The 24,171-nt window shown below is 38.8% G+C and carries 22 protein-coding genes and 4 pseudogenes; 10 read left to right on the top strand and 16 right to left on the bottom strand.

From position 1 onward, the window contains the following. Positions 1-18: 18 nt before the first annotated feature. Positions 19-1,059 (bottom strand): homoserine dehydrogenase, encoded by a 1,041-nt coding sequence (locus J7I96_RS25100; RefSeq protein ID WP_214922999.1) that lies wholly within the window; start codon positions 1,057-1,059, stop codon positions 19-21. Between the two features lie 37 nt (positions 1,060-1,096). After that, positions 1,097-2,314 (bottom strand): cystathionine gamma-synthase family protein, encoded by a 1,218-nt coding sequence (locus J7I96_RS25095; RefSeq protein ID WP_214768444.1) that lies wholly within the window; start codon positions 2,312-2,314, stop codon positions 1,097-1,099. A gap of 487 nt (positions 2,315-2,801) precedes the next feature. On the opposite strand from J7I96_RS25095, the gene J7I96_RS25090 reads away from it, so the two are divergent. Continuing rightward, the gene (locus J7I96_RS25090; protein WP_311315186.1) at positions 2,802-3,491 is read left to right on the top strand and encodes a GntR family transcriptional regulator; all 690 of its coding nucleotides are present in this window, start codon (positions 2,802-2,804) and stop codon (positions 3,489-3,491) included. 291 nt (positions 3,492-3,782) lie between these two features. Here the strand turns inward: J7I96_RS25090 and J7I96_RS25085 are convergent, their stop codons facing one another. From J7I96_RS25085 to J7I96_RS28215, 3 genes and pseudogenes are all read right to left on the bottom strand, one after another. Continuing rightward, the gene (locus J7I96_RS25085) at positions 3,783-3,971 is read right to left on the bottom strand and encodes a hypothetical protein (RefSeq protein ID WP_214922998.1); all 189 of its coding nucleotides are present in this window, start codon (positions 3,969-3,971) and stop codon (positions 3,783-3,785) included. Positions 3,972-3,975: 4 nt separating this feature from the next. Beyond that, the gene (locus J7I96_RS25080; protein ID WP_214768445.1) at positions 3,976-4,557 is read right to left on the bottom strand and encodes a type 1 glutamine amidotransferase family protein; all 582 of its coding nucleotides are present in this window, start codon (positions 4,555-4,557) and stop codon (positions 3,976-3,978) included. A gap of 636 nt (positions 4,558-5,193) precedes the next feature. Continuing rightward, positions 5,194-5,573, bottom strand: a pseudogene (locus tag J7I96_RS28215) (alpha/beta fold hydrolase); the annotation flags it as partial. A 283-nt stretch (positions 5,574-5,856) separates the two neighbouring features. Between J7I96_RS28215 and J7I96_RS25075 the strand changes: the two are divergent. After that, on the top strand, positions 5,857-6,573 hold the full coding sequence (locus J7I96_RS25075) for a vanadium-dependent haloperoxidase (protein WP_214768447.1): 717 nt from the start codon (positions 5,857-5,859) through the stop codon (positions 6,571-6,573). Positions 6,574-6,731: 158 nt separating this feature from the next. Here the strand turns inward: J7I96_RS25075 and J7I96_RS25070 are convergent. Continuing rightward, positions 6,732-6,932: pseudogene (locus tag J7I96_RS25070) on the bottom strand (IS3 family transposase); the annotation flags it as partial. Between the two features lie 486 nt (positions 6,933-7,418). On the opposite strand from J7I96_RS25070, the gene J7I96_RS25065 reads away from it, so the two are divergent. Further along, positions 7,419-8,114, top strand: a complete 696-nt coding sequence (locus J7I96_RS25065) for an exosporium glycoprotein BclB-related protein (protein WP_214922997.1) — start codon at positions 7,419-7,421, stop codon at positions 8,112-8,114. Positions 8,115-8,306: 192 nt separating this feature from the next. Here the strand turns inward: J7I96_RS25065 and J7I96_RS25060 are convergent, their stop codons facing one another. Continuing rightward, positions 8,307-9,056 (bottom strand): hypothetical protein, encoded by a 750-nt coding sequence (locus J7I96_RS25060; RefSeq protein WP_214768449.1) that lies wholly within the window; start codon positions 9,054-9,056, stop codon positions 8,307-8,309. 1,453 nt (positions 9,057-10,509) lie between these two features. On the opposite strand from J7I96_RS25060, the gene J7I96_RS25055 reads away from it, so the two are divergent. Beyond that, entirely contained in the window at positions 10,510-11,355 is an 846-nt protein-coding gene (locus J7I96_RS25055; RefSeq protein ID WP_214768450.1) for a helix-turn-helix domain-containing protein, read from the top strand. 432 nt (positions 11,356-11,787) lie between these two features. Then, positions 11,788-11,925, top strand: a complete 138-nt coding sequence (locus J7I96_RS25050; protein ID WP_214922996.1) for a hypothetical protein — start codon at positions 11,788-11,790, stop codon at positions 11,923-11,925. A 164-nt stretch (positions 11,926-12,089) separates the two neighbouring features. Here J7I96_RS25050 and J7I96_RS25045 read toward each other — a convergent pair whose 3' ends face one another. Continuing rightward, positions 12,090-14,024: a peptidase G2 autoproteolytic cleavage domain-containing protein gene (locus tag J7I96_RS25045; RefSeq protein WP_214768452.1), complete on the bottom strand. Its 1,935-nt coding sequence runs from the start codon at positions 14,022-14,024 to the stop codon at positions 12,090-12,092. A 369-nt stretch (positions 14,025-14,393) separates the two neighbouring features. Here J7I96_RS25045 and J7I96_RS25040 point away from each other — a divergent pair, with 369 nt between their 5' ends. The 4 genes and pseudogenes from J7I96_RS25040 to J7I96_RS25025 form a co-directional block, all read left to right on the top strand. Then, complete coding sequence (locus tag J7I96_RS25040; protein ID WP_251025091.1) at positions 14,394-14,720, top strand: hypothetical protein; 327 nt, start codon at positions 14,394-14,396, stop codon at positions 14,718-14,720. 568 nt (positions 14,721-15,288) lie between these two features. Further along, a complete protein-coding gene (locus J7I96_RS25035; protein WP_214768453.1) occupies positions 15,289-15,465 on the top strand; it encodes a YolD-like family protein in 177 nt (58 codons plus the stop codon). Between the two features lie 9 nt (positions 15,466-15,474). Beyond that, complete coding sequence (locus J7I96_RS28930; RefSeq protein WP_396020143.1) at positions 15,475-15,633, top strand: YolD-like family protein; 159 nt, start codon at positions 15,475-15,477, stop codon at positions 15,631-15,633. Positions 15,634-15,687: 54 nt separating this feature from the next. Then, positions 15,688-15,840, top strand: a pseudogene (locus tag J7I96_RS25025) (site-specific integrase); the annotation flags it as partial. A 116-nt stretch (positions 15,841-15,956) separates the two neighbouring features. Here J7I96_RS25025 and glnA read toward each other — a convergent pair. The 4 genes from glnA to hflX form a co-directional block, all read right to left on the bottom strand. After that, positions 15,957-17,291, bottom strand: coding sequence for a type I glutamate--ammonia ligase (glnA, locus tag J7I96_RS25020; protein WP_034313424.1), 1,335 nt, complete (start codon positions 17,289-17,291; stop codon positions 15,957-15,959). Positions 17,292-17,327: 36 nt separating this feature from the next. Next, a complete protein-coding gene (locus J7I96_RS25015; protein ID WP_034313425.1) occupies positions 17,328-17,732 on the bottom strand; it encodes a MerR family transcriptional regulator in 405 nt (134 codons plus the stop codon). Between the two features lie 196 nt (positions 17,733-17,928). Next, a complete protein-coding gene (locus tag J7I96_RS25010) occupies positions 17,929-19,197 on the bottom strand; it encodes a methionine gamma-lyase family protein (protein ID WP_214922995.1) in 1,269 nt (422 codons plus the stop codon). A gap of 12 nt (positions 19,198-19,209) precedes the next feature. Further along, positions 19,210-20,463, bottom strand: coding sequence for a GTPase HflX (hflX, locus tag J7I96_RS25005; protein WP_214922993.1), 1,254 nt, complete (start codon positions 20,461-20,463; stop codon positions 19,210-19,212). A 168-nt stretch (positions 20,464-20,631) separates the two neighbouring features. On the opposite strand from hflX, the gene J7I96_RS25000 reads away from it, so the two are divergent. After that, a complete protein-coding gene (locus J7I96_RS25000) occupies positions 20,632-21,240 on the top strand; it encodes a trimeric intracellular cation channel family protein (protein ID WP_214768457.1) in 609 nt (202 codons plus the stop codon). Positions 21,241-21,277: 37 nt separating this feature from the next. Here the strand turns inward: J7I96_RS25000 and spoVK are convergent, their stop codons facing one another. From spoVK to J7I96_RS24980, 4 genes and pseudogenes are all read right to left on the bottom strand, one after another. Continuing rightward, positions 21,278-22,234 carry a stage V sporulation protein K gene (gene spoVK, locus J7I96_RS24995; protein WP_034313433.1) on the bottom strand — a complete coding sequence of 319 codons (957 nt, stop codon included), beginning with the start codon at positions 22,232-22,234 and terminating at the stop codon, positions 21,278-21,280. Between the two features lie 392 nt (positions 22,235-22,626). Further along, positions 22,627-22,860 carry an RNA chaperone Hfq gene (gene hfq / locus J7I96_RS24990; protein WP_034313436.1) on the bottom strand — a complete coding sequence of 78 codons (234 nt, stop codon included), beginning with the start codon at positions 22,858-22,860 and terminating at the stop codon, positions 22,627-22,629. 3 nt (positions 22,861-22,863) lie between these two features. After that, positions 22,864-23,784, bottom strand: coding sequence for a tRNA (adenosine(37)-N6)-dimethylallyltransferase MiaA (miaA, locus tag J7I96_RS24985; protein ID WP_251029243.1), 921 nt, complete (start codon positions 23,782-23,784; stop codon positions 22,864-22,866). 190 nt (positions 23,785-23,974) lie between these two features. After that, positions 23,975-24,171, bottom strand: a pseudogene (locus J7I96_RS24980) (hypothetical protein); the annotation flags it as partial.

Here is a 24,171-nt window from a genome sequence, read left to right as displayed (position 1 = left end):
CTTTAAGAATGAAATGAATTATAATTGATCACGGTTAATGTTGATTAAATCAATAAGAATCGAGAATCCTGTTTCTTTCCGTCCAGCTCCCGCTCCAATCAGGGTAATTGGGCCAGCTAAATCACAATCATAAGTAATAGCATTTTGTGCACCTAAAACTCCAGCTAGAGGATCTGTAAGAGGGATAGCTTCAGGTCCTACCTTTGCAATGGCTTTATCGCCAGCCTTTATACATTTAGCAATTAACTTCCATCTCTTACCTTCTGATTTTGCCCACTCAATGTCCTTTTCCGTAAGATGACTAATCCCTTCACATTCTACTTCTTCTCGTTTCATTGGAATGCCCATTACAATGTTAGCAAGAATGGTAGCTTTATATTGAGCATCGTATCCCTCAACGTCGCTAGTCGGATCTGCCTCTGCATAACCAAGAGCTTGGGCCTCTGACAATGCATCTTGATAACTCAATCCTTCTTCCATTTTAGTTAGGATATAATTGGTTGTTCCATTTAAAATCCCTCGTATTTCAAAAATGCTGTTCCCTGCCAATGAACTCAGAGGCATTCTTAATGCTGGGGTTCCACTCATAACTGTTCCTTCAAAGCCCCAACGAACATCATTTTTTTTTGCTAATTCAGCTAACTCTTGATAAGCAAGAGAAACCGGACCTTTATTACTCATTACTACGTTCTTTTTGCTTTCAAATGCTGCTTTACAATGATCAATGGCAGGTTGTCCTGTTTTAACATCAGTAAAGGTAATTTCAACAACTGTGTCTGCATTACTCTCACGTATTGTTTGAAAACTATCCCACCCCCTTACCAAGCTAGGGGTTTCAGGGTAACTATCTAATTTTCCTATTTCCTTTACAGCTTGTAACGCTAAAGAAAGATCCAACCCCTTAGGATCATAAAGTGAACCTTTCATAACATCAGAGATAGCAACGATTTTTGGATCAAAGTTAAACCCACTACGTAGTGACTCACTTTTATCTTGTAAAATTTCAGCTAACCCTTGACCAACTACACCAAATCCAAGTAATGCTATCTTATGTGTCATATTTCAATACCTCTTCCGTTAGAAATATTTTATGCTCTCAATTACAGCTAACAGGGTAATTGGATTCTAAGTAAGAAAATGCTTGCTCTAAATCTGCTATAAGATCTTCTGTATCCTCGATACCTACAGAGATACGAACTAAACCTTCTGGGATACCAAGGGCTTTACGCTCTTCAATAGTACATTCAACATGGCTAGTCGTTCTCGCAGGCCCATATATAGTTTCAACGGCTCCAAGGTTTCCAGCTTTGTTTGCATATTTTAATTTTGATAATAAAATTTTGATAGCTTTCATTTCATCTTTTAATACAAAACTTAATATCCCACCGAAACCTCTCATTTGTTTCTTTGCGATATCATGATGTGGATGCGCTTCCAATCCCGGGTAATAAACTGCGTCGACTAGCTTTTTCTTTTGAAGATACTTTGCAATTTCCATTGCACTTTTTTCTTGTTGCCGTACACGAAGCTTTAACGTTTTCATCCCTCTTAAAATAAGGTAGGCTGACCACGGGTCCATAGTTGCTCCATTAATTTCACGAAAATGATAGACCTTTTTCATTAATTTTTTAGAGCCACATACTATGCCACCTAATGCATCTGCATGTCCACTTAGAAATTTAGTTGCACTATGGACTACAATATCAACTCCTAATTGAAGAGGATTTTGATTAATTGGAGTAGCAAACGTATTATCTATGATAACTAATGCCCCCACTGATTTTCCGACTCTCGCTATCCTCTCAATATCAGTAACTTTCATGGTAGGGTTAGTGGGAGACTCTAAATATAGCACTTTACACCCTTTGACCACTTCGGCTTCAATTTCGTTATGGTTTCCGGTATTACATAATGTCACATCGACATCCAGATTGGGCAAGAATTCAGTAAAAATTTTATTGGTTCCTCCATAAGTATCTTTAACGGATACAACCCGATCCCCCGGTCTTAGAAATGTATATAATGTACTACTAATAGCAGCCATTCCTGAAGAAAAACCTACAGCTTCCTCAGCCCCCTCGAGTATCCTCAATTTTTCTTCCAGGGCTTGAACAGTCGGATTCGCCATTCGATTATAGGTATAACCAGGTTTATTTCCAAGGGCAACTTCTTGCCATTCGTCTACGTCATCGTAATTGTAGGCTACACTAAGAACTACAGGAACTTGGGTTGCATTATAAGCAAGAGATTCTTTTTCTCCTGCCCATACCGCTTTTGTTCCATCTTGCACATCTTTAAAGTTATTCTCACTCATATTTTTCCACCTCTAATCTTATAACTTTGTAACAATGGTCTTATTGAAACTTGAATTTTATTTTGTATATAATATATTGTATATTTTATACTCCAAAAAAAATCCTCCTTCCATATTTCAGTTTTACCAATGTTTTCTTGGGTTTATTTCTTAATTTAAGGTATCCAAATAGTTTAAAAATCTTAAAACAAAAACACACAATATACTTTATATTGTATATTGTATATAGTACAGAATAATCTGAAAATATTTTACATACCGAATTATACAATTAACTTATCTATTTTTCAACGCTTTATTATTAAAAATTCTTTAAACCACCTTTTTTTAAGGCTATGTACTATATCAACTTGAATCACTTAAAACAAAAATTTATAAATAAATATGGATTAGGAGTCGTTTTATACCTTAAATATAATAAATAATAGAGATATTGAAGTCTTTAAAAGAAGGTGCTAATATAAAAGACAAGAATTTCTAATTATATATTGTATACTATATAATATTAATTTTTGCCTTAGGAGGAAACGCTATCAAAAATAAATATCAATCATTAAAAGATCTCGTATATGATTATATAACTGAAAGAATTCAGAACGGAACCTTACTTCCTAAGCATAAGATAAATGAATCGGTATTATGCGAAAAATTGGGAGTAAGTAGAACTCCTGTAAGGGAAGCTTTGATACAACTAGCTTCAGACAATTTGCTCGAGTATCTTCCTAGAAAAGGATTTATTGTAAAAGAACTTGATACCAAGAAAAAGCTAGATGTTTTTCGAATTGTTAGTGTATTGGATTCTTTAGCAGCCTCTTTATCTTTAGAACATATCACAGAAAGTGATATTGAACGTATGGAAGATTTGGTTAAGAAAATTGAATTTTCAATTTCAACAAAAAATTATTTAGATTATCAAAAATACCAAAATCAATTCCATAAAGTATATATTGATAAATGCAATAATCCTACATTAATAGATCTTCTTGATTCTTTACAAAATAGTTTTGTTAGACAAATTTATTTAAGCAATAATGAAGAAAAGCTTTTTGCCGTATTAGAGGAAATGAATGAAGATCATAAAGAAATTACTAATTATTTCAAAAAAAGAGATAAAGAGAATTTAGAGCAACTCATTAAGAATAAACATTGGGAAATAACTCATATAGATATGATATAGTTCATAACATAAGCTATCTTATAGGAAATACAAAACCCATAGTCTGTCTAAATCCATGGGCCATCAAGAAGATTGCCACCCATCATCCAGAATCGGATTGGTGGGTGGGAGTCGATAATCCCGTTATCTTACTCCACCTCCATATATCTTTAGAGACGTTTACATTGCATAATAGTTCCAGCCTTTAAAACTAAATTGCCCCGATAGTTCCATAAAGAAATAGCTGCATTAAAGACAGCTCTGATCCTCAGCTAACGCATCGGTTAGTTCTATAAGAAAAGCGAAACTTCTTCAAGAATCGCGCCCTTTTCTTGAAGAACTAAAATCATAAATAAGAGTTTCGAAATGGAACAGCCATTCTTCAAGATAGCTAATCCGGTAAAATAGATCATAGTAGGGTTCTCTCTCGGTGTCGCTAAAAAAGACCCGTTCCTCATCATTTGCAGGAACGATATCATTGATGATCGTCAAGATATCCAAGAAACTAACTTTTGATAAAACCTGTTTTAAATAAAGCATACCATTCTTTTAGTTCTTTACCTTCCAAAACATCCAATTTACTTAAAATATCTCTTGAAAATTCTAGTGCTCCACTTCCATTAGCTGTGATTAGACAGGCATCACTAACAGATTGTGCTTCTATATATTTTTCATCGCCTCGATAATTAGGTGCACCTTCTTTTAAATAAGGCAATGAATTACCTGTATGTTTATGATGATCAAGAAATCCGTGATTCCCTAAAAAGGTAGTTGCATCACAAATTGCTGCAACCGGGATATCCTTTCCAAAACAAAAATCCACAAGCTTCTTTGCCTGATGATTTTTTTCTTCTCTCCATCCAGTTCCGCCAGGAATAATCAACATCACAAATTCCAATTTAAAAGAAAAGTCTTGTAAGCTATAATCCGGAAGTACAGTCAATCCACCCATTGAAATTTTCGGATCCTTGTCAATCGCAATTGTCTGAACTTGAAATCCCGTCCCTGGTTTATTTAACTCTGCAGTCACATAACTTGCTTCCCAATCTGAAAAACCATCTGTAATAAAAACTAACACTTTTTTCATTTGTATGTCCTCCCTATTTCTTGATAAATGTATCCAACACACCATAAAAAACATCACTGCATATTCCGTCAGTTAAGTTTTTAAATGTTTCAAAATAATACTGATATGTTCTCACTTCGAAATCATGCAACCGTTAGTTCATTAAGAAAAGCGATTACGTGAATATCTAATCTCTAACCTGAAAAATGATTATTTTGATTATTGCTCTCATAAATTCTTGAATTACTTTCCCCAAGGATAGTATCCGTCACCTATATAAGTGAATCAATATTTTTCATAGTATGCAATGTGGTCAGTACGAAGGAAAACTTTATTGAATCCTGCTTTTTCGGCATCAGCTTTAGCACGTAAAAGTAGCTCTTTACCTTAAGACCTACCACGCTAGCTACTTTCAATATAGAGAGCACATATCCAAGGCCATATATCCAGACGACTAATAAAATCAATGCTAATAAGACCTGCGCAGTCAATAATTTCACCAGAACCCTTCATTAAATACCAGATAGGGAACGGACTATCTGTTGTTATGCTGTGGTTATACAGTCCTCATATACTTTCATATTGGTTTCGTTTGGCCATTTGCACTGAAAATATTTTATTGCTTTTCTACTGGAATCGAGCTACACCCGTTCATTAAATTAATATTGGTTCGTGTGGTATCAATATTCGTAGTTGCTCTGGGTGCCGTATGGATAAATCGAGTCCGATAACAGCACAGAGCTGCTTCCAAATACGTACCGGTTCATCAGTCAATTTAGCTAGCAGACGGTGAACGCCGTCGCTATGTGTCTTCACACGGTAATTCTCAGTTTGATGGAAGAGACTAATGCGGGAATGTCCACGGCGATCGTATGTAACCACTGTGTACCGGTTAGCAAGATTATAGCGGCTAATTAGAATTTATCTGCGTCTCCACCTCCACCATGCATTATCAAAAATAGAGGATCAGAGCCACGCACTTCATAATAGAGTATCGCCCCAGACACCGCCAATGTCCCATTCCTGATTCCAAGCATTTATAACTCCCCCCTCCTTTTTTTCTATTTCCCCTAAGACATTACCTATATAACGATGTTGTAAATCTATATATTCTTGGGTAACATTTATAATTCCTTCTTTAACTTACCGCCCGATAGTTTCAAAGTCTGCCTCTGCATCCAGGGAATTAAAGAAAAACACTTGATCTAAGTGTGTAACTCACTCTTTCTCCTCTGTTAAGGAATCAAAAAGTTAAATGGTCATACTTCATTACTCTTAATCATAAGGAACAAGGAGAACATTTATTAGGGGGGTGTCTTTATGAGAACTAGTTATAGAAGATGGACAGAGTTTCCTTACCCAGGGGAAAGTCTCCCGCCTAAAGGTTCTCCAGAGGCAGGAAATTGGCCAATGTTTTTTATTTCAAGGGGAAGAGACAATGATTTCCTGGACCCCTTTCATCAACGAATCAGTTGGCGAGTTAAAAATCCACTTGATATTGAATGGGAAACAGAGTTATTCATTGTAGAAGAGACATTAAAATCATTGACTTCCCAGCAAATACGGATCGCACAATATTGGGGAACAGGTGAATTAACGGCGAAAATTACCACTCTAATTTTCAATTTAGCTGAAAAGTATATGCTGGGTTCCCCGAATGTTGCAAGGGTTCAGAGTTATTTCCACGCGGCTATGAATGATACCTTTGTTATCACGTGGTTTTTAAAATATTATTGGGATGTTGCACGTCCAAATCAATATGGCAGAAATCTGTCTACTGTGCTGTTTACCCCTCGTTTTCCAGCTTATCCTTCTGCACACGCAACAGTGGCAGGCTGTGCAGAGACAGTATTAAGTTATTTCTTCCCCCAAGAATCTACAGAATTAAAAAAAATAATGGAAGAAAGCGCTCAATCTCGTTTGTACGCTGGGGTACATTTTAATATGGATAATAAGGAAGGTTTAAGTTTAGGCAGACAAATTGGAGAGGTAGTTGTAAGCTTTTTAAGGGCACAAAATCTAAATACGCTTCAATAATATTTTGGGTTCAGGTTGTGCTAACCTGAACCTTTATTTAAATAAAGAAAGAACTGCATAAAGTCAGCTCCGACCTTTAGCTAAAGTACCTGTTAAAGGACCAAGACTGTATTAAACCGTACCCTATGTAAAGGACATTTGGATGGTCAACACTAAATCAAATATGTAATATCAGTAAGTAATACTTTTCCTGGAATTGCTTGTTTAAACTCTCGGTTTAATAAGTTCGGCAGAATGGTGTGTTCTTGAGTGGCTTTCAACATCTTCTGATAAGGGTTGGTTCTTCTAATAGGACAAACAATCTTGTATTTCCTCATAATCCTTCGGATTCGCTTCAAGTTATATGTAATTCGAAACTGTCACCCATTTTTTTCATTATACATAAAAGTACCCTATAGGGCAGACCTTTTTAAGTGTCCACTCTATAGTAGTGCAGTTTAAATATCTGGCTGACCTTATAATACGAAAGGGCGGATTAGCTTCATAATGAACAAGTGATTTATCTATTCATCATATATGGTAATAATCAATTTATTCCAATAATACCCCTAATTTTATTCTAAAAGTAATGTTAGCATAGATTTCAAATAGTTCAATCGTCCTCATATAAATCATCGACTTTCATATCTAATATCTTGGCTACTTTAAACCCCTTATGAATTTTAGGATGATTTCCCATATTTGTCCATTACATTTATCGGAAGCCCCCATTTGGAACCATTTGAATTCTTGTTTAGGTAAAATCCGTATTAGAAAAATTTTTTCTATGTTAATTACAGTTATATGGACAAACAGCCACGCAATATTAAAAAACAAAAATATATTATTCTAAAGGAGTGAATTATATGTCATCTAATTCCAATTTTCGTTGTCCACGATGTTTCAATAGGATTTGCTGTTGTCCCCCTGTTCATCAAGCGTTCAAAGGAGATAAAGGAGATAAAGGATTTCCAGGAGCACCAGGACCCCGAGGCCCTCAAGGACCTCCTGGTCCCCCAGGGGCACCAGGGGCACCAGGGGTTCCTGGCGCAGGTGCGATCATTCCATTCGCATCCGGCATTACTCCTGCAGAATTAACTATTCTTGCAGGTGGACTCGTTGGCACTTCAAGTGCTATTGGGTTTGGAACTGCTATTCCTGGTCTTACTATTCTTGGAGCCACAATAGACCTAACGGGACTTCTTAATGAGGCATTTACGGTTCCGCGTGCTGGAACCATTACCTCGATAGCTGCAACCTTCAGCACTACAGTTGGATTAACTATTCCTGTTGGTACAGCAACGATTACAGCACAATTATTCCGAGCACCGGCAGGAAGTAACATTTTCACTGTAATTCCAGGTGCTACTGTAGTATTAGCTCCACCTCTCACAGGTTTAGTTATTCCTCCTGGTACTATTAGTCAAGGGATTACTGCAGGATTGGCAATACCAGTAAGTCCTGGAGAGCGTCTAATGATGGTTTTCTCTGTAGTAGGCACTGGAATTACTCTCGCTACTGCCGTGGCTGGTGCTGCCAGTGCGGGTGTTGCAATCAGTTAATTTCCCTCCAATTTCCATTTGTCGACACCCCCGTTGTAACAGCCTTAATCTTGTCGGTAATGGTTTTACTCACATGATTTAAAAGATGCTGTAAAAGTAAATATAGGGATTTCGTTTAGAATAAAATAATAAAGGCCTTCTCTTTTTAGAGAAGGCTTTGTTAATCAGATTAAAAACTAACATTTACGTTGCTTATGGCGCAGTATTAAAAAAATTAGTTGTAGGAGTATTCGTAGTTTCACAACGACGTTCATTTACGTCGCAAATACCACCATGTGAATCCACAATAACTGGTCGAATAACCGTAATTGTAGTGCGTAGTACAACCTTGACTAAAATGGCATCTGTAGTAATAACACCTGTACCGCTGACGAATGGAGTTCCTGCTTGAGCAAAGATTCCTTCTACTACTAGTGGGGGTTCTACTACTGTATCCTCAGGGCAAGCACCTGGAAAATCTGTATGCTCCTGGAATGGTAAACTCGTTGTAAGTGTGGCTGTTGCAGGAGTTGTTGATCCTGGTGCCAAAAATGTTACCGTAATCGTTACAGGAATAAGCCCGATGTTAACGACTTTGTCCCTTATGATTGTCGTGTTACGTGTAACACCAGCTAGATTCGGTAAAACAGATACCGAAACAATAGTGGAACCAGCTGGAATTGCTGGAGTAAACGCGGTAAAAGGAAATGTTGCTTCTGCAGCCTTTTGTACCGCTTTTGAGCCTACAACTGAATTAACTAGGACACAGTCGCTGTTTAATGGTGAAGCGAGTTCGCGGGCTGCAGCTTTAAAATCGCATTTGCAAGCAGAATCGCAAGACCCACAGGTCTTACATGGACTTTCCTGTTCAATTCTTGATTTTTTGCCAAAACAGTCGCTGTCATTAAAACAGACAGTACCCCAGTGGCTGTTTAATGGGTTTTGATTACCTAAATTCCCCACAAAATCACAATCCTTTCTTGTAACATTTTTTTGAAAATGAAATGGAGTTTAGTCTCGAACCTAACTAAAGTACTACAAAAAATTAATTTCGGAGTAGTAATTACAATGTATTAATAAAATAAATGATTTGCTTGGGCTATTACTTATTTATCTAGACTGACTATAAAAATTATAGGCAATTAAGTAATATGCCATAAGGTGTCTTCAGCGGGCTATATATTGCCCCCAGCAAATAAAACCGAACTTTTTACAGTTCGGCATAAATGTAATGAGAAGTATTTAGTGAGCACTTCGCATTCCTGAAAGGCACTTAATGTTTTCAATACGTTATTTGTATCGTTCGATAATACCAATATAGCGTAAGGTGATTGAAGGATCGGAATGATGTAAAATCCCTTGCAACATGGCACGATCCTTCGTGGCTTTTTGTAAAACCAATAGCCACACGTTTTCCGTAAGGTATGGTTGCCGACATGTTCGCCAACGAACTCTGCTACCTTATTTAAATGCAGATAGGCTTGAGTAGGGTTATGTGGCGTTCTTCTTTCCTGGGGAATAGGGATACCCTGGACCTTTTGAGCATGGATAGATCTCTTGGAAGATTCGCGATATACATGTCGCGGATTTTTTTGCGTTCCTTGACTAGAAAAATATTGTTTTGTTTGCCTTTTAGATCTAGGATTTGTCGTGTGGCCAAACGGAGATGGCCCCCGGTACGATGGCGGTTTTAACATCTACAATAAACAGATGTAACTATCCCAAGAATGGCACTTCAGCGCCCATTGTTCGGAGCGAGAACAGTCATTAAATTCACTACGTTTCTAAACAATATATTTTTGCCTTTTAATATTGCTTGAATGTTTGTCCATATATTTGAACTAAATAGAAAATAAAACTTTTACTAGTTTTCCGATATTGTTCCAGTATTAAGTTTCTCCTTGGGTAAATTGTTGGGAAGTTTCCGCAATTATCCACTTCATTTAAATAACTTGGAATTGCCCACCAAATAAAAAACCCCTGACACCAAAGGTGCCAAGGGTTTGAGATATTAATACATTGACATATATTGTTCGCGTTCCCATGGGTGAAATTGTGTTCTAAACATGCTCTTACCTTTAATATAGTGTCAAACTTTCACAAAAACGCCTATTTATAAGCATTAACTAAAATTCATTTATCATAATAACTCATAATAACTCAAGCATTATCGGGCATTTATCGGGTGTGATTTTCAGGCAGGATTTTAGTGCATTATGCTTTTTAATAAACAAAATAAAAGAGCACAGCGTGTTTAAGTCGTGTTGGTAGCACTTCTTAAACTGTCCGCCTCCTCTGAATAGGCAATCACTTGCTGTACCCTTAGGTATAGTTTTATACATTATGGGTTATACGCAACGGTTTTCCAATCAATGGTGAATCGTTGCTTTTTTGTTTCCTAAAGGAGACTTTATTAATGAAGAAACGTATCTATATATTCGCAAATGAAGAAGCATATAACAACCTATCCTCCTTCACAGATATAGAAGAATTAAATAAAACGGTACGAGTATACAGAGACACCATTCGTACGGATATTAAGCGTGCAGATGTACAATCAAGATTTATTATATTGTTGGAACTTTTGAAGCGTCACAGCTGCAAGCAAATTGGTGTGAGCTACATGTGTAAGAACACAATTGCATCCAAACTTGAAGTTTCTCATAAAACAGTTCAACGTTTAATGAAGAAACTTGAAGACCTTGGCATGATCCACCAGGTACCAATGAAGCGTAAAAAGGATATGATGCAAACAGCCAACGCTATCCTTATTCAACCTGTGAATGATGAAATGTCCGGCAAGGCCCCTGTGAAAGAGTCCAAGAAGTGTCCGACCATTAAAACAACTACTTCTTTCTTAAAACAAAATATTAAAAACAATAAACGTAAAGCCATTGCTCAATTCTCTCATGTGGATAGTTCTCTAGAAAACTCTTTAACACAAGCGAACTTTGTAGCGCATTGGGTTCCAGTTGTATTTAGTAATCTGGTAAGTTCTTTCTACGAAAAAGCTGAAACAATACAGGAATTTTGGAAGGTAATTAAACAGTGTAATAGAGTGGTTGATTATTCTACTAACAAAAGAGCATTTACAGGTAAACAGGAAATAGAAATCGGAACCAAAGCATTTAAAGAATTTGCTATGAAGGTTAAGAGTGGCGTTAAGATGCATAAAGGACAGTTTGCTTATTTTAATGGAATTGTGAACAAGCTTATGAATGAGCTTTACTTTGATGAAGAGTTTATGGACAACTTTAATTAACCTAAGTGTAAGTCTTTCTTACTTGTGGATAATCTTTTCTTTTATCCAAAATTCGTCATAGTTTATTAAGGGCTACAGAAGCAAATTTTTGAGTTCAACATTAAGTTACCATGGGGAATAATTGGTGGATTATTAGGGATTATCGGGCTAATTGTAGGTATTTATTATGCAATCTATTATGAAAAAAAACCGAAGTTAGTTTCCAGATTGTAAACGAATCAGATATTTATGTACGTAAACCCCTTAAAGATTTAGACATTTTCTTTGAGAATAAAGATATACAAAAGGCTAATTTAAACTTAAAAGTAATTAGGCTTAAAATTATTAATACAGGTCAGCAGTGGAAAGATTATTGAAATTCGACCAACTAAAATCAATTCAAATTACCTTGAAGATAATATAAATCCTGTTGTCGATGGTGATTTAGTCAAATTGGAGAAAATTATTTTAGAAAAAGAGAAATACGTTTCTTTTGAGATTTTAGTTTTACATAATAAAAATTCCCCTCCAAGTATTATTCCTGTTGGTAAAATTGCAGGTATAAATGATTTTGTTATCACTGATCTATAAATTTACAATATTTTCCCCTCGTTAAGAATTACTTTAACTAACTAAAGTAATGAGGTTAAAAAAACACGTATAAAGGACGGTTATGTAAAAAAAGGAAAACTAGTATATTTCAGTTCCCCCTTTACTCTTACTATCGTTTTTCTTAGGTCTATACAGTCGATTTATTATTTAACCAACACCAATATTTGATTAGGTCCCGTACGTTTCATTACTCTATACCCTTGATCCGCAGCAGTAGCAATTCCTTCGTTATTTGGTTTACAGTAGCCATTTACCTGGGCAGTTCCATCATCACGAACCAGCAGTTTTCCAACAATACCAACTGCTACCCATTCAGGTCTCTCAAGCCGGGAGCTGCATGGGTTTTCCGGATCCCACTCAGGATTTATTTTCTTTCTCATCTCGGTACGCTCTTCTACGAGGATATTCCCTTCATGATCTGTAACCGCAGGGATAGTAACCTCTTCGAATATAGGTCGATTCCATTCGTCAAATAGATATTTACTGCAAGCCGGTTCTTCCGTACCTGCCAGTATTCCTGGATTGGAGCTGGTAATCCCTAAAATATAGTCGTCATTTGCATTAGATTTTCTGACTTTTTCACCATCTAAAGTTACAAAATAACCGACATCAATCGGCTGACCGTCCAGCGTTTCAAACATTTCGGCAAAGTCACAAGCGAATGCACCGGGAATGAAAGCATCAGCGGATACTGCCCCTTCGAAACAACCATCTCCATTACTGAAAAGAGATATCACACGACCTGCAGGATCAAAAGGAAGCAATCCGTTTGCAACAAAGAAAGAATTAGATTGACTTGCGACTCCATTAGTTCCAACGATGAACGCACCAGGGAAACCAGCAGTACTTGTTCCTGATCCTGAGGCGTGAGAAAAAACTCCATTCGCAATTGTATTCGATCCTTCAGCATGGGAGGCAACTCCACTGGCTGTTGTATTCAGTCCTTGCGCATGAGCAGCTTGGTTGGTAGCTGCTGTTTGCAGTCCTTCCGCATGGGCAACAAATCCACTGGCTGTTGTGCTTTGCCCTTCGGCGTGGGAACCAAGACCACTTGCAGTTGTAATCCGTCCTTGGGCATGTGAATCCGCTCCACTTGCTGTTGTACTAAAACCCTCGGCATGAGCGGAGGCGGCGCTAGCTACTGTTTGAAAACCCTCGGCATGAGAAGAAGAGCCACTCGCCGTTGTGCTGCCACCTTCCGCATGAGAAACATCGCCACTCGCAACTGTATTCTGACCTTCCGCATGGGAAAAAGATCCACTCGCAATTGTGCCGCCACCTTCCGCATGAGAAACATCGCCACTCGCAATTGTATTCTGACCTTCCGCATGCGAACTAGGTCCACTCGCTAGGTTAGGAGTAGGGTTACCAAGTGAATCTACACCGCCCCCTTCCACGTGGGAAGCTCTACCACTGGCCGTATTCCCTTCTCCTTCTGCGTGCGCGTTAACACCGCTGATAGTTGTTTGTGTATTCAATCCTTCTGTGTGCGAATTAGCTCCACCTGCTGTTGTATTGTTCCCCTCAGCATGGGATGAATTCCCACTGGCTGTCGTTTCAAACCCTTCTGCATGGGACGCATCCCCATTGGCGTTGGTACTTACTCCTTCCGCATGGGATGAATTCCCACTGGCTGTCGTTTCAAACCCTTCCGTATGAGAAGCGTTCCCATTCGCCGTTGTGCTATTTCCTTCCGCGTGGGACGCATCCCCGTTGGCAATTGTTTGAAACCCTTCCGCGTGGGAAGCCACCCCATTGGCGATTGTTATAAACCCGTCCGTATGAGAAGCGTTCCCATTGGCAGTCGTAGCAGTTCCTTCCGCGTGGGACGCATCCCCGTTGGCGATTGTTTGAAACCCTTCCGTATGAGAAGTGTTCCCATTGGCAATCGTAGCAGTTCCTTCCGCGTGGGACGCATCCCCGTTGGCGATTGCTTGAAACCCTTCCGCATGGGAAGCCACCCCGTTGGCGATTGTTTGAAATCCTTCTGCATGGGAAGCATCCCCGTTGGCAATCGTATTCACCCCTTCTGCTTCTGAGCAAGCTCCAATTGGATTTTGATTACATCCATTAGCCATTATTATTCCTCTCCTTTTATATCAAATGATTAAAAACTCGTTTAGAGTTTGAACTAGTTCGAGCGTTCTCTCTCTTGTAATTAAATTATGTTTTAACCACACATTGGCTTGTACAAATTTCTTGGTGCTACAAGTAAAAAAAAAAAATGGACGTTCGCTGGTTGTTATTTACAGTTACAAGAGTGTCTAAAAGTTATAACTTTTAGACAAGTAAAAATGCCTTAAAACGCAAAATAGAGCGTTCTAAGGCACAAGTATATTCCGATTCTGAAAAGGCTTAGTTCTCTACACTATTTTCCTTATAAGCACAAACAGCTTGTCCAATATATTCATAGAATATGGTATCGAAATGCTCTTTACGAGGGACATTTGACAAAGCTCAAATTTCGCATGTTAGACATTTTAGTAGTAAAGAGAAAAGGAGGTGCAGATAAAATGACTTGTACTATAAAAGGGTTAACTCAACCAATTTGTTTAACTCTTATTTACAATTTAAGTTCTCGCTTACTTGTAGATTCTTTCATTGATTGTGGAAATTGTGAACTAGGAGCTAGTTTAGATCCTGATAATAGAAATCTAACGATTAGAGTACCTCTAACTATTGGAGGTGAAGTTACATTTACTGATAATTTACAATCAGGTTGCGTTACAACACTTGTGGAATTAACTAAACAATCAAAGAAAAAGGAAAAATGATTACAATACAATTTATAGCAGGAACTACACGTATCTCGACTGAATCCTAAGTTAACAAATAGATGCAAGAGCTAAATCTATGTATACAAAAGGTTTGGCTCTTTTCCTTGTTGCAGGAATGATTTTTAAAAATAGAATAGTAGCTTTCTAAAAGTAATATATTCTAGAGACTTGAAAAAAAACCTCATTTCCTCCTCGAAATAACCCTTCACAATGTCCGGAAGTTAGTCTGGAGTGAAATTACAGAAGTTAACAAACTTTTAGACAAATGAAAAGAGGTTATACATAATGGTGTTTATAGGGATACGGACGTGTAACTAGCATTGATCAATCATTAGATTTACTGGAAGAGTAGTTAAAAGAATATGGCTGTGAGATTTTTCTTGTGGCATTGTGCGTTAAAATGGTTTTTAACTTGGTTATGTAAAACAAGCGTAGAAGCGATAAATGCCTTATTTTCAAAAATCAACATTTCTCTAGCCCGAACTTATTTGGGGAAGGAATTTCTTTCTGTCTTTTATAAGAACAAATGTTCTTATGTAATGGATATAAAGGAGGGATTTTTCTGATGAGTACGATTCGTGATAGAGGGCTAGTTAAATGGCAAGCAGCATTGATTATGCCTGAACATAAAGCTTTAAATAAGAAAATAAATGAGGTTGATTATTTCTTAAATAAAAAACCTATCCTCGATGAATACCAGGTTGAAGAGTTTGAAAACAACATTCATTATGCAATGGAATAACATTTACCTATATGTCTTAGATTGCATAACACGGGAAAGCCTCTTGAAATATACGGACATTGTGTTTACGTACATCCAATCACGAAAGAGCTACGCATTCAGAAGAAAGATAGTTCCTTTGTGTATATTCAGTTTGATGAGATTATTGATGTAATTGTGGAGGATTAAAAATAAATCAAAACTGTGGGCGAACCTTATTAACTAACTCGGTAATGTCATTAATTAGAGGCTGGCGCAAGCATGAAATACATTCAAGAGCGTTTAGGTCATGGCAGTATGCAAATCACAGCAGATGTTTACTCACATATTAGTAAAAAAATTGAACATGACACAATGGATAAATTCGAGGAGCATATGAAAAATGTCCTTGAATAATTTTTTAAAGTTTTTTCCGGGCATTTATCGGGCAGTTGATAACTTCATAAGATTTTATGAATGAATGCCCGAAATAAAAAAAACCCTGACACCAGAGGTGCCAAGGGTTTGAGATATTAATACATGGACATATATTGTTCGCGTTCCCATGGGTGAACTTGTGTTCTAAACATATCCCACTCGATTTCTTTTGCTTCGACGAAGTGTTCAAGTAAATGTTCACCTAATGCTTCTTTGATGACTTCATCAGATTTTAATGTTTCCAATGCAGCATATAAAGTAGCTGGTAGATCAACGATACCTACTTCTTCACGTTCTTCTTTATTCATAACATAGATGTTGCGATCAACTGGAGCTGGAGGAGTCAAGTCGTTCTTGATACCGTCAAGACCAGCTTTTAGCAGAACGGCAAGTGCCAAGTATGGGTTAGCTGCTGGATCGACACTACGTACCTCTACGCGAGTACTTACTCCGCGTGAAGCTGGGATACGGATTAGCGGGCTACGGTTTTTAGCAGACCATGCAACATAACAAGGAGCTTCGTAACCAGGAACTAGACGTTTGTATGAGTTAACAGTTGGATTTGTTACCGCAGTGAAGCTTGGAGCATGCTTAATGATACCTGCGATAAATTGCTCAGCTGTTTTGCTTAATTCCAATTTACCTTCTTTATCATAAAATGCGTTTTCGTTGCCTTTGAATAGAGAAACGTTACAGTGCATTCCAGATCCGTTAACACCGAACAATGGTTTTGGCATGAATGTTGCGTGTAAACCATGTTTGCGGGCAATCGTCTTAACAACCAATTTAAATGTTTGGATGTTATCACAAGCTGAAATCGCATCTGCATATTTAAAGTCGATTTCATGTTGTCCTGGAGCTACTTCATGGTGGGATGCTTCGATTTCAAATCCCATTTCTTCAAGCTCAAGAACGATATCACGACGGCAGTTTTCTCCCAGGTCAGTAGGTGCAAGGTCAAAGTATCCGCCTTTATCGTTCAATTCCAGCGTCGGCTCGCCTGCTGCATCCAGTTTGAATAGGAAGAATTCAGGTTCAGGTCCAAGATTGAAATCCGTGAAGCCCATTTCTCTTGCTTCTGCAAGAACACGTTTTAGGTTTGCACGTGGATCTCCATCAAAAGGAGTTCCATCCGTATTGTAAATATCACAGATCAAACGTGCAACTTTACCTTTTTCGGAAGTCCAAGGGAAGATAACCCATGTATTTAGATCAGGATATAAGTACATATCAGACTCTTCGATACGAACGAAGCCTTCAATGGAAGATCCATCAAACATCATTTTATTATCTAGTGCTTTTTCTAATTGACTGACTGGGATTTCAACGTTTTTAATTGTCCCTAAAATGTCAGTGAATTGTAAACGAATGTACTTAACATTTTCTTCTTTCGCTAAACGAGTGATGTCTTCACGTGTGAACTTTGCCAATTTCTATTCCCCCTAATAATTCATAAATCATATTTTTTATTGAAAAAAACGGGACATATCCCCTTGTCTAAGAGATGTTCGATGCTTGCTTCCTTGTAATAGCTCGGCACGCAGAAGCTTGCGAAGATCCTCGTCACTAAGGTCATGCCTTATTTTTTCCGCTTGTTCTAATTCTTGGGTTTTAGGTAAATTCTGTTCCTTTACAGTGAAAATCTTTTTAATGCCGGCCAGATTGACTCCTTGTTCGATTAAATCTTTAATCTCAAGCAGTCGATCGATGTCATTTAATGAAAAGACCCGACGATTTCCATCTGTTCTCATAGGAGTAATAAGTTGATGCTCTTCGTAATACCGAATTTGGCGTGCAGACAACTCAGTTAACTGCATGACGATTCCGATGGAAAAAAGAGGCATCGAACGCCGAATGTTGTTGCCGCTCATTCTTAGCATCCTCCTTTTGTTTATCTTAAAATAATCTTATACCATGTTATTAAACTTGTCAATATGATGTTACATTTTATGACGTGGTTTTCTCAGAAAAATTAAATGATTTGTTACTACACAAATATTATGACTATTTCTCTTACTGGAATCCAATTGTATCTGGATTCCCATAACATACCTTATTTAATTTCAATTACAATTGGATCAGCTTTTTGTCCATTAGCGCATTCACAGCAGTCAATACAGCCATTTTAACATGGGCGTATGTCAATCCGCCTTGAACATAAGCAACATATGGAGCCCTTGTCGGACCATCTGCCGTCAGTTCAATGCTGGCCCCCTGTATAAAGGTGCCTGCAGCCATGATTACATCGTCCTCATAACCCGGCATATAGGCAGGATATGGTGTCACATGTGAATTGATTGGTGATGCATATTGGATGGCCTGACAGAAGGCAACCATCTTATCCCGTTCATCAAATTGAACGGATTGAATCAAGTCAGTTCGCTTCGCATCCCATTTTGGGGATGTATTCATACCGAGCTTTTCTAAAAAGGCAGCTGTGAACATGGCTCCTTTAACAGCTTGGCCCACGACATGCGGTGCTAGGAAGAATCCTTGGTACATTTCCTGGAGACTATAAAGCGAAGCACCTGCTTCAGCCCCTATTCCTGGTGATGTTAACCGATAAGAGCAAGCTTCAACCAGGTCCTTTTTGCCAACAATGTAGCCACCGGTTTTCACTATCCCGCCGCCAGGATTTTTAATGAGTGAACCAGCCATTAAATCCGCTCCGACATGACATGGTTCTTGCGTCTCAACAAACTCTCCATAACAATTATCCACGAACACGACGATTTCCGGGTTAATGCCTTTAACAAAGGAAATCATTTCCTTTATTTCATCGATCGTAAAGGAAGGACGTGTAGCATACCCTTTTGATCTTTGTATACCGATCATCTTCGTATTCGGTTGAATGGCATGTTTGACGGCTTTGAAATCAACGGTTCCAGTTTCCGCCAACGGAACGGCCTTATAGCTGATCTGAAAATCACGTAAAGATCCAATACCCGTCCCCCGGATACCGACGATTTCTTCCAACGTATCATACGGCTTTCCAGTTATGTATAACAATTCATCCCCAGGGCGCAAAATGCCGAAAAGAGCGGTGGAAATGGCGTGTGTGCCTGATATAATTTGGGGGCGCACCAATCCAGCTTCCGCTCCAAAAACATCTGCGTATATCAATTCCAGCGTATCGCGGCCCATATCATCGTATCCATACCCAGTAGTCGGGATGAAGTGGGAATCACTCACTTTATGTGCTTGATAACTTTGTAATACGCGAAATTGATTTTCTTCGATTCGTTCGTCCACTTGCTTATGTAATGGAGAAATCATTGATTCCACTTCCTGGGCAATGTTTTTCAAAACTTCTCCATTTGTTAACTGCTGATACATCAAAATTCCCCTTTATAATGAATATTTCTCCAGCTGCCCGGTTATTGGATGATCAGCTAGACAAAAACCTTTGCATTCATATCTTTCCGATTCTTCATTAAAGGAGAGAGTGCGCAATATGGTTTCATTTTTCAGCTGTGATAATAGTTTACCCTCACTCGATGGCAGGAAAACATGATACGGGACCATTTCTTCAATCACGTACTTTTCAATTTCTTCCATGATTTCATTCAGGTCCGATTGTTCATAGGCACTGATCATTAATGAAGCACGACTGGCTGACCTGACAAAATCAGAGTGAACCTTATCTTTCTTATTATACAACGTTAGCTGTGGAATGGAAGGAACATCTAAGTCATTTAGCAAATCCTGCACCGTTTTCTGATGATTAAAGTAATCTGTACTTGAGGAATCGACCACATGTAACAGCAGATCCGCTTCTTTCACCTCTTCCAAGGTAGATCGGAATGCGGCAATTAAAGATGTCGGCAAATCTTGTATGAATCCAACCGTATCCGTCAGAAGCACGGTAAATCCGCTAGGAAGAATCGCCTTTCGCGTCATGGGATCCAGCGTAGCGAATAATTGGTTCTCTTCATATGAATCCGCCTCCGTCAAACGGTTGAACAGCGTTGATTTACCTGCATTCGTGTATCCCACAAGTGCTATTTGAAAGGTCTTATTACGTTTCCTTCTATCACGATAGCGTTCACGATGCTTCACTATTCCACTTAATTGCTGCTTGATTTCATCTATTTTTCCACGGATGTGGCGGCGGTCGCTTTCCAGCTTCGTCTCCCCTGGCCCCCTTGTGCCGATTCCGCCTCCTAGCCTGGACATTGCCGTCCCCTGTCCAACCAAACGCGGCAATAAATATTGGAGCTGAGCAAGTTCAACCTGGAGTTTCCCTTCCCTGGATCGAGCCCGCTGAGCAAATATATCCAATATTAGCTGTGTCCGGTCTATGACCCTTGCCTCCAATTGTTTCGAAAGGTTCCGAATTTGGCTCGGGGATAATTCATCATTAAAGATAAATAATTCCGGCTCCAGCTCCTCTTCCAGATTCCGGAGTTCTTCCACTTTTCCTTTTCCTATATATGTAGCCGGATCGACACTTTCCCTTTTCTGGGAGATGGTCATTAAAACCTCAGCATTCGCCGTCTTCGCCAAGGAAGCCAGTTCATCGAGTGAATATTCAAAGTGTTCACTGGTCTCAGTTGTTTGACACCCAATCAAGACAGCCTTTTCCTTTATTGCGTCTTCCAAATCACATGCACCACCTTCTGGTAGATTTCAGTTAATCATAACAAAAAAATTGAATATATAAAAATTTCCTCAAAACGAAGCTTTTAACCGTTTTAAAAATTACGATACCATGCTAAAATCAAATTTGGCTTTACCATCAAAATCAAAAAGACATAGAGGGACATTCATATGACATGGGAAGTATTAAGCTTAATAGGTACGATTGCATTCGCTATAAGCGGAACCATCATCGCCATGGAAGAAGAGTATGATATTTTAGGAGTTTATATTTTAGGAATCATTACCGCCTTTGGCGGCGGGGCAATCCGCAATCTGTTGATCGGCGTCCCCGTTTCAGCTTTATGGGATCAAAGTTTCTATTTTGTCATCGCATTAGTATCCATCACCATCGTTTTTGTTTTTCCTACAAACCTATCAAAGCACTGGGACAGATGGGGAAACCTCAGTGATGCCATTGGCCTCTCAGCCTTCGCCATCCAAGGGGCGATGTATGCCGTGGAACTTAATCATCCAATAAGCGCCATCATAGTATCAGCTGCATTAACCGGATGCGGCGGCGGGATACTCCGTGACGTGCTGGCCGGAAGAAAGCCATTGGTCTTCAGGAAAGAAATCTACGCAGTATGGGCCATCATTGCAGGCTTGGCTTTAGGCAGTGGTGCATTATCCCAGTCATGGCAGCTTTATACGCTCTTTGCCGTCATAACGATATTGCGAGTCCTTTCTTACACCAATAATTGGCATCTTCCTAATAAAAAATGGGTGCCTAAAACATAAATTTGAAAAGCCCGCCATCTTGGTGGGCTTTTCCATGTCATTCTTTCTCTTCATCCTCGAAAATCAAATCTTGGCTGGTAAGCGTCAATAAATCGGATTTTTCAAATGAATCTTCCAGTAAAAGCCGCATCGCCTGCGCCCTAATTGACTTTTCTATTATATTGCGGATATAACGACCGTTGGAGAATGAAATAGGTCCCCGGAATGAACGTAATATGATTAAATGTTCCCTTAATTTCCTTTCGGCATCCCGATTCATTAGATACTCCTTTTCCTGCAGCATCCGATCGGCTATTTCCATTAACTGTTCAATCGTATAATCCGGAAAATCTATAACAAGCGGGAACCTGGAATGAAGGCCAGGATTAAGGCTTAGGAAATATTCCATTTCCCTCGAATACCCAGCAAGGATCAAAATGAATTCATGCTGCCGATCCTCCATATGCTTGACAAGGGTATCTATGGCTTCTTTTCCGAAATCCTTTTCGCCGCCTCTTCCCAATGAATAGGCTTCATCAATAAATAAGATTCCGCCAATGGCCTTCTTAATTAAATCCCTGGTTTTTTGGGCAGTATGGCCAATGTATTCCCCGACTAAATCTGCCCTCTCCGCTTCAATTAAATGCCCTTTCGAAAGTACATTCATTTTTTGAAACAACTTCCCGATTAAACGTGCAACCGTTGTTTTCCCTGTTCCGGGATTTCCTTTAAACATCATATGCAGCGCTTGCCGGCCAGTCTTCAGCCCCTTTGCCTCACGTTGTTTATTGATGTAAATCCAGGCATATATCTCTTTTATCATCCGTTTCATTTCTTCCATTCCAACCAGCGATTTCAGTTCATCTTCAATCTCTTTCAATGCAACATGCTGGTGGGGGATTTCCTGCACCAAAATTTCTTTTATCGGCAGATCCTTTTGTAGCGCTTTTCTGTTTTCCGCATTAAACACAATATTGATTTGCCCGTTATTTTTCATACGGATCGGTTGTTCCATTTCATTCACCTCTCCATCTTGGACCCTGACTCTAACACCACAATTTTTTATGATGGCATGGCAAATGCTGCATAGCCAAAATTATCCCATCGGAAAACTCGTTTATTCCTTTCGTGATTAAGCCCCATTCCCTTCTGAAAAGCGACTTATTCTGACAAGATTTTTTCATTGGAGGATTAATTACGACAAATCCCATTCCAATTCACCAATATATTAGGGGTAATGTCATTTCCTGCGGTTTCCCGGAAAATAATCCGTCCCTTGATATATATTCAAATAAGGTACGTAAAATTATCGATTCTTTGAAAAAGGACAGAGAAGGGCATGTAAAAAAAAAAAAAAAAACAGGTCGCTATTAGCTAAACCTGTTTTTTGCATTCATATATATATGATTATTCCTTCACTTCGTAATCAATCTGAACATTACGTTGTGGAGCAAATGTAGAAATCGCATGTTTATAAACTAATTGCTGCTTGCCCTCCGATTCAAATAAAACGGTAAAATTATCGAACCCTTTCACTTGTCCTCTAATCTGGAACCCGTTTAATAAAAATACCGTCACATACGTACCATCTTTACGTAATTGATTAAGAAACTGATCTTGAATATTTACTGATTGTTTCATGTATTAGTCCTCCTCTTTTCTCTCTAAATTTATGTATTCGCCTTCACTGAAAAGCTTTCCTGCTATAAATCCAGATATTTCATGTATTTTTTTTGGAAAACCCTCGAGATCGGTCATATCAAACCAAATTACGTCCATTTTATTCCGGAACCAGGTCAATTGCCTTTTTGCGTATCGACGGGAGTTTTGCTTTAATGTCTCAACCGCTTCATCCAGTGAAGCCCTTCCATCAAAATAATCATAGATTTCTTTATAGCCTATAGCCTGGATCGATTGGCAATCCCTCAAACCTTTTTCATGAAATGTCTCCACCTCTTGAATCAGCCCTTGTTCTACCATGACATCAACACGTTGATCGATGCGTTGATATAACTTTTCACGTTCCATTGTCAACCCAATGATGCACGTATCATATTTGAATTCTGTAGGCTGTTCATTCAGCTGCTCACTCATCGTTTTACCAGTACAATGATAAATCTCTAGTGCCCTGATCACCCTTCTTACATTATTAGGATGAATCCGATTAGCGCTTTCCGGGTCAATGCTGCGTAATTGTTCAAAAACAGGATCTATTCCTGACTCCCTTACCTGTTTTTCAAGTCCCTCCCTATAAACAGGGTCGGATGGCGCCTCCGAAAATTGATAATCATGGATGACTGATTGTATGTATAATCCTGTTCCACCGACGATAATGGGAAGCTTACCTCTGCTTTGGATATCCTCGATACAAGCATTGGCTCTCTCCTGGAACTCTGCCGCACTAAAAGGTTCATCAGGTTCTTTAATATCAAGTAAATAATGAGGAATTCCTTCTGTTTCTTCCCTCTTGATTTTTGCAGTACCAATATCCATCCCCTTATAAACCTGCATGGAGTCTCCGCTAATAATTTCACCATTAAATAACTTTGCCATCTCAATGCTCATCTTTGTCTTCCCAACAGCAGTCGGTCCAATGATGACGAGAAGTTTTCCTTTTTGTTGTTTCACAATCTCACTGCCTTATATGATTTTTTCCCTATCTTATCATAATCTCGTTGAGAGCAGCTAAACATCTACCCATTATGTCCAATTGAGGTACTTTTATTCAATTTTCCACTTGTAATAATCGTCATCTTTATTTCTCTTGTATCGGCAGGGTGTCATATAATCGAATCGTAAAAAGGTATGATCCCTTTAGGGTTTGGACGTTGACTTCCACTCCAGGCACTCGCTTCCCGCGGGCGGTCGGGGAGCCTCCTCGGCTTTCGCCTGCGGGGTCTCCCCTAGACGCGCATTTCCCGCAGGAGTCTCGTACACCCGCTCCAATCAACT

The sequence above is a fragment of the Bacillus sp. ISL-78 genome, assembly GCF_018613455.1.
GTDB classification, from domain to species: Bacteria; Bacillota; Bacilli; order Bacillales; family DSM-1321; genus Peribacillus; species Peribacillus frigoritolerans.
This window is presented reverse-complemented; position numbering and strand designations above follow the sequence as displayed.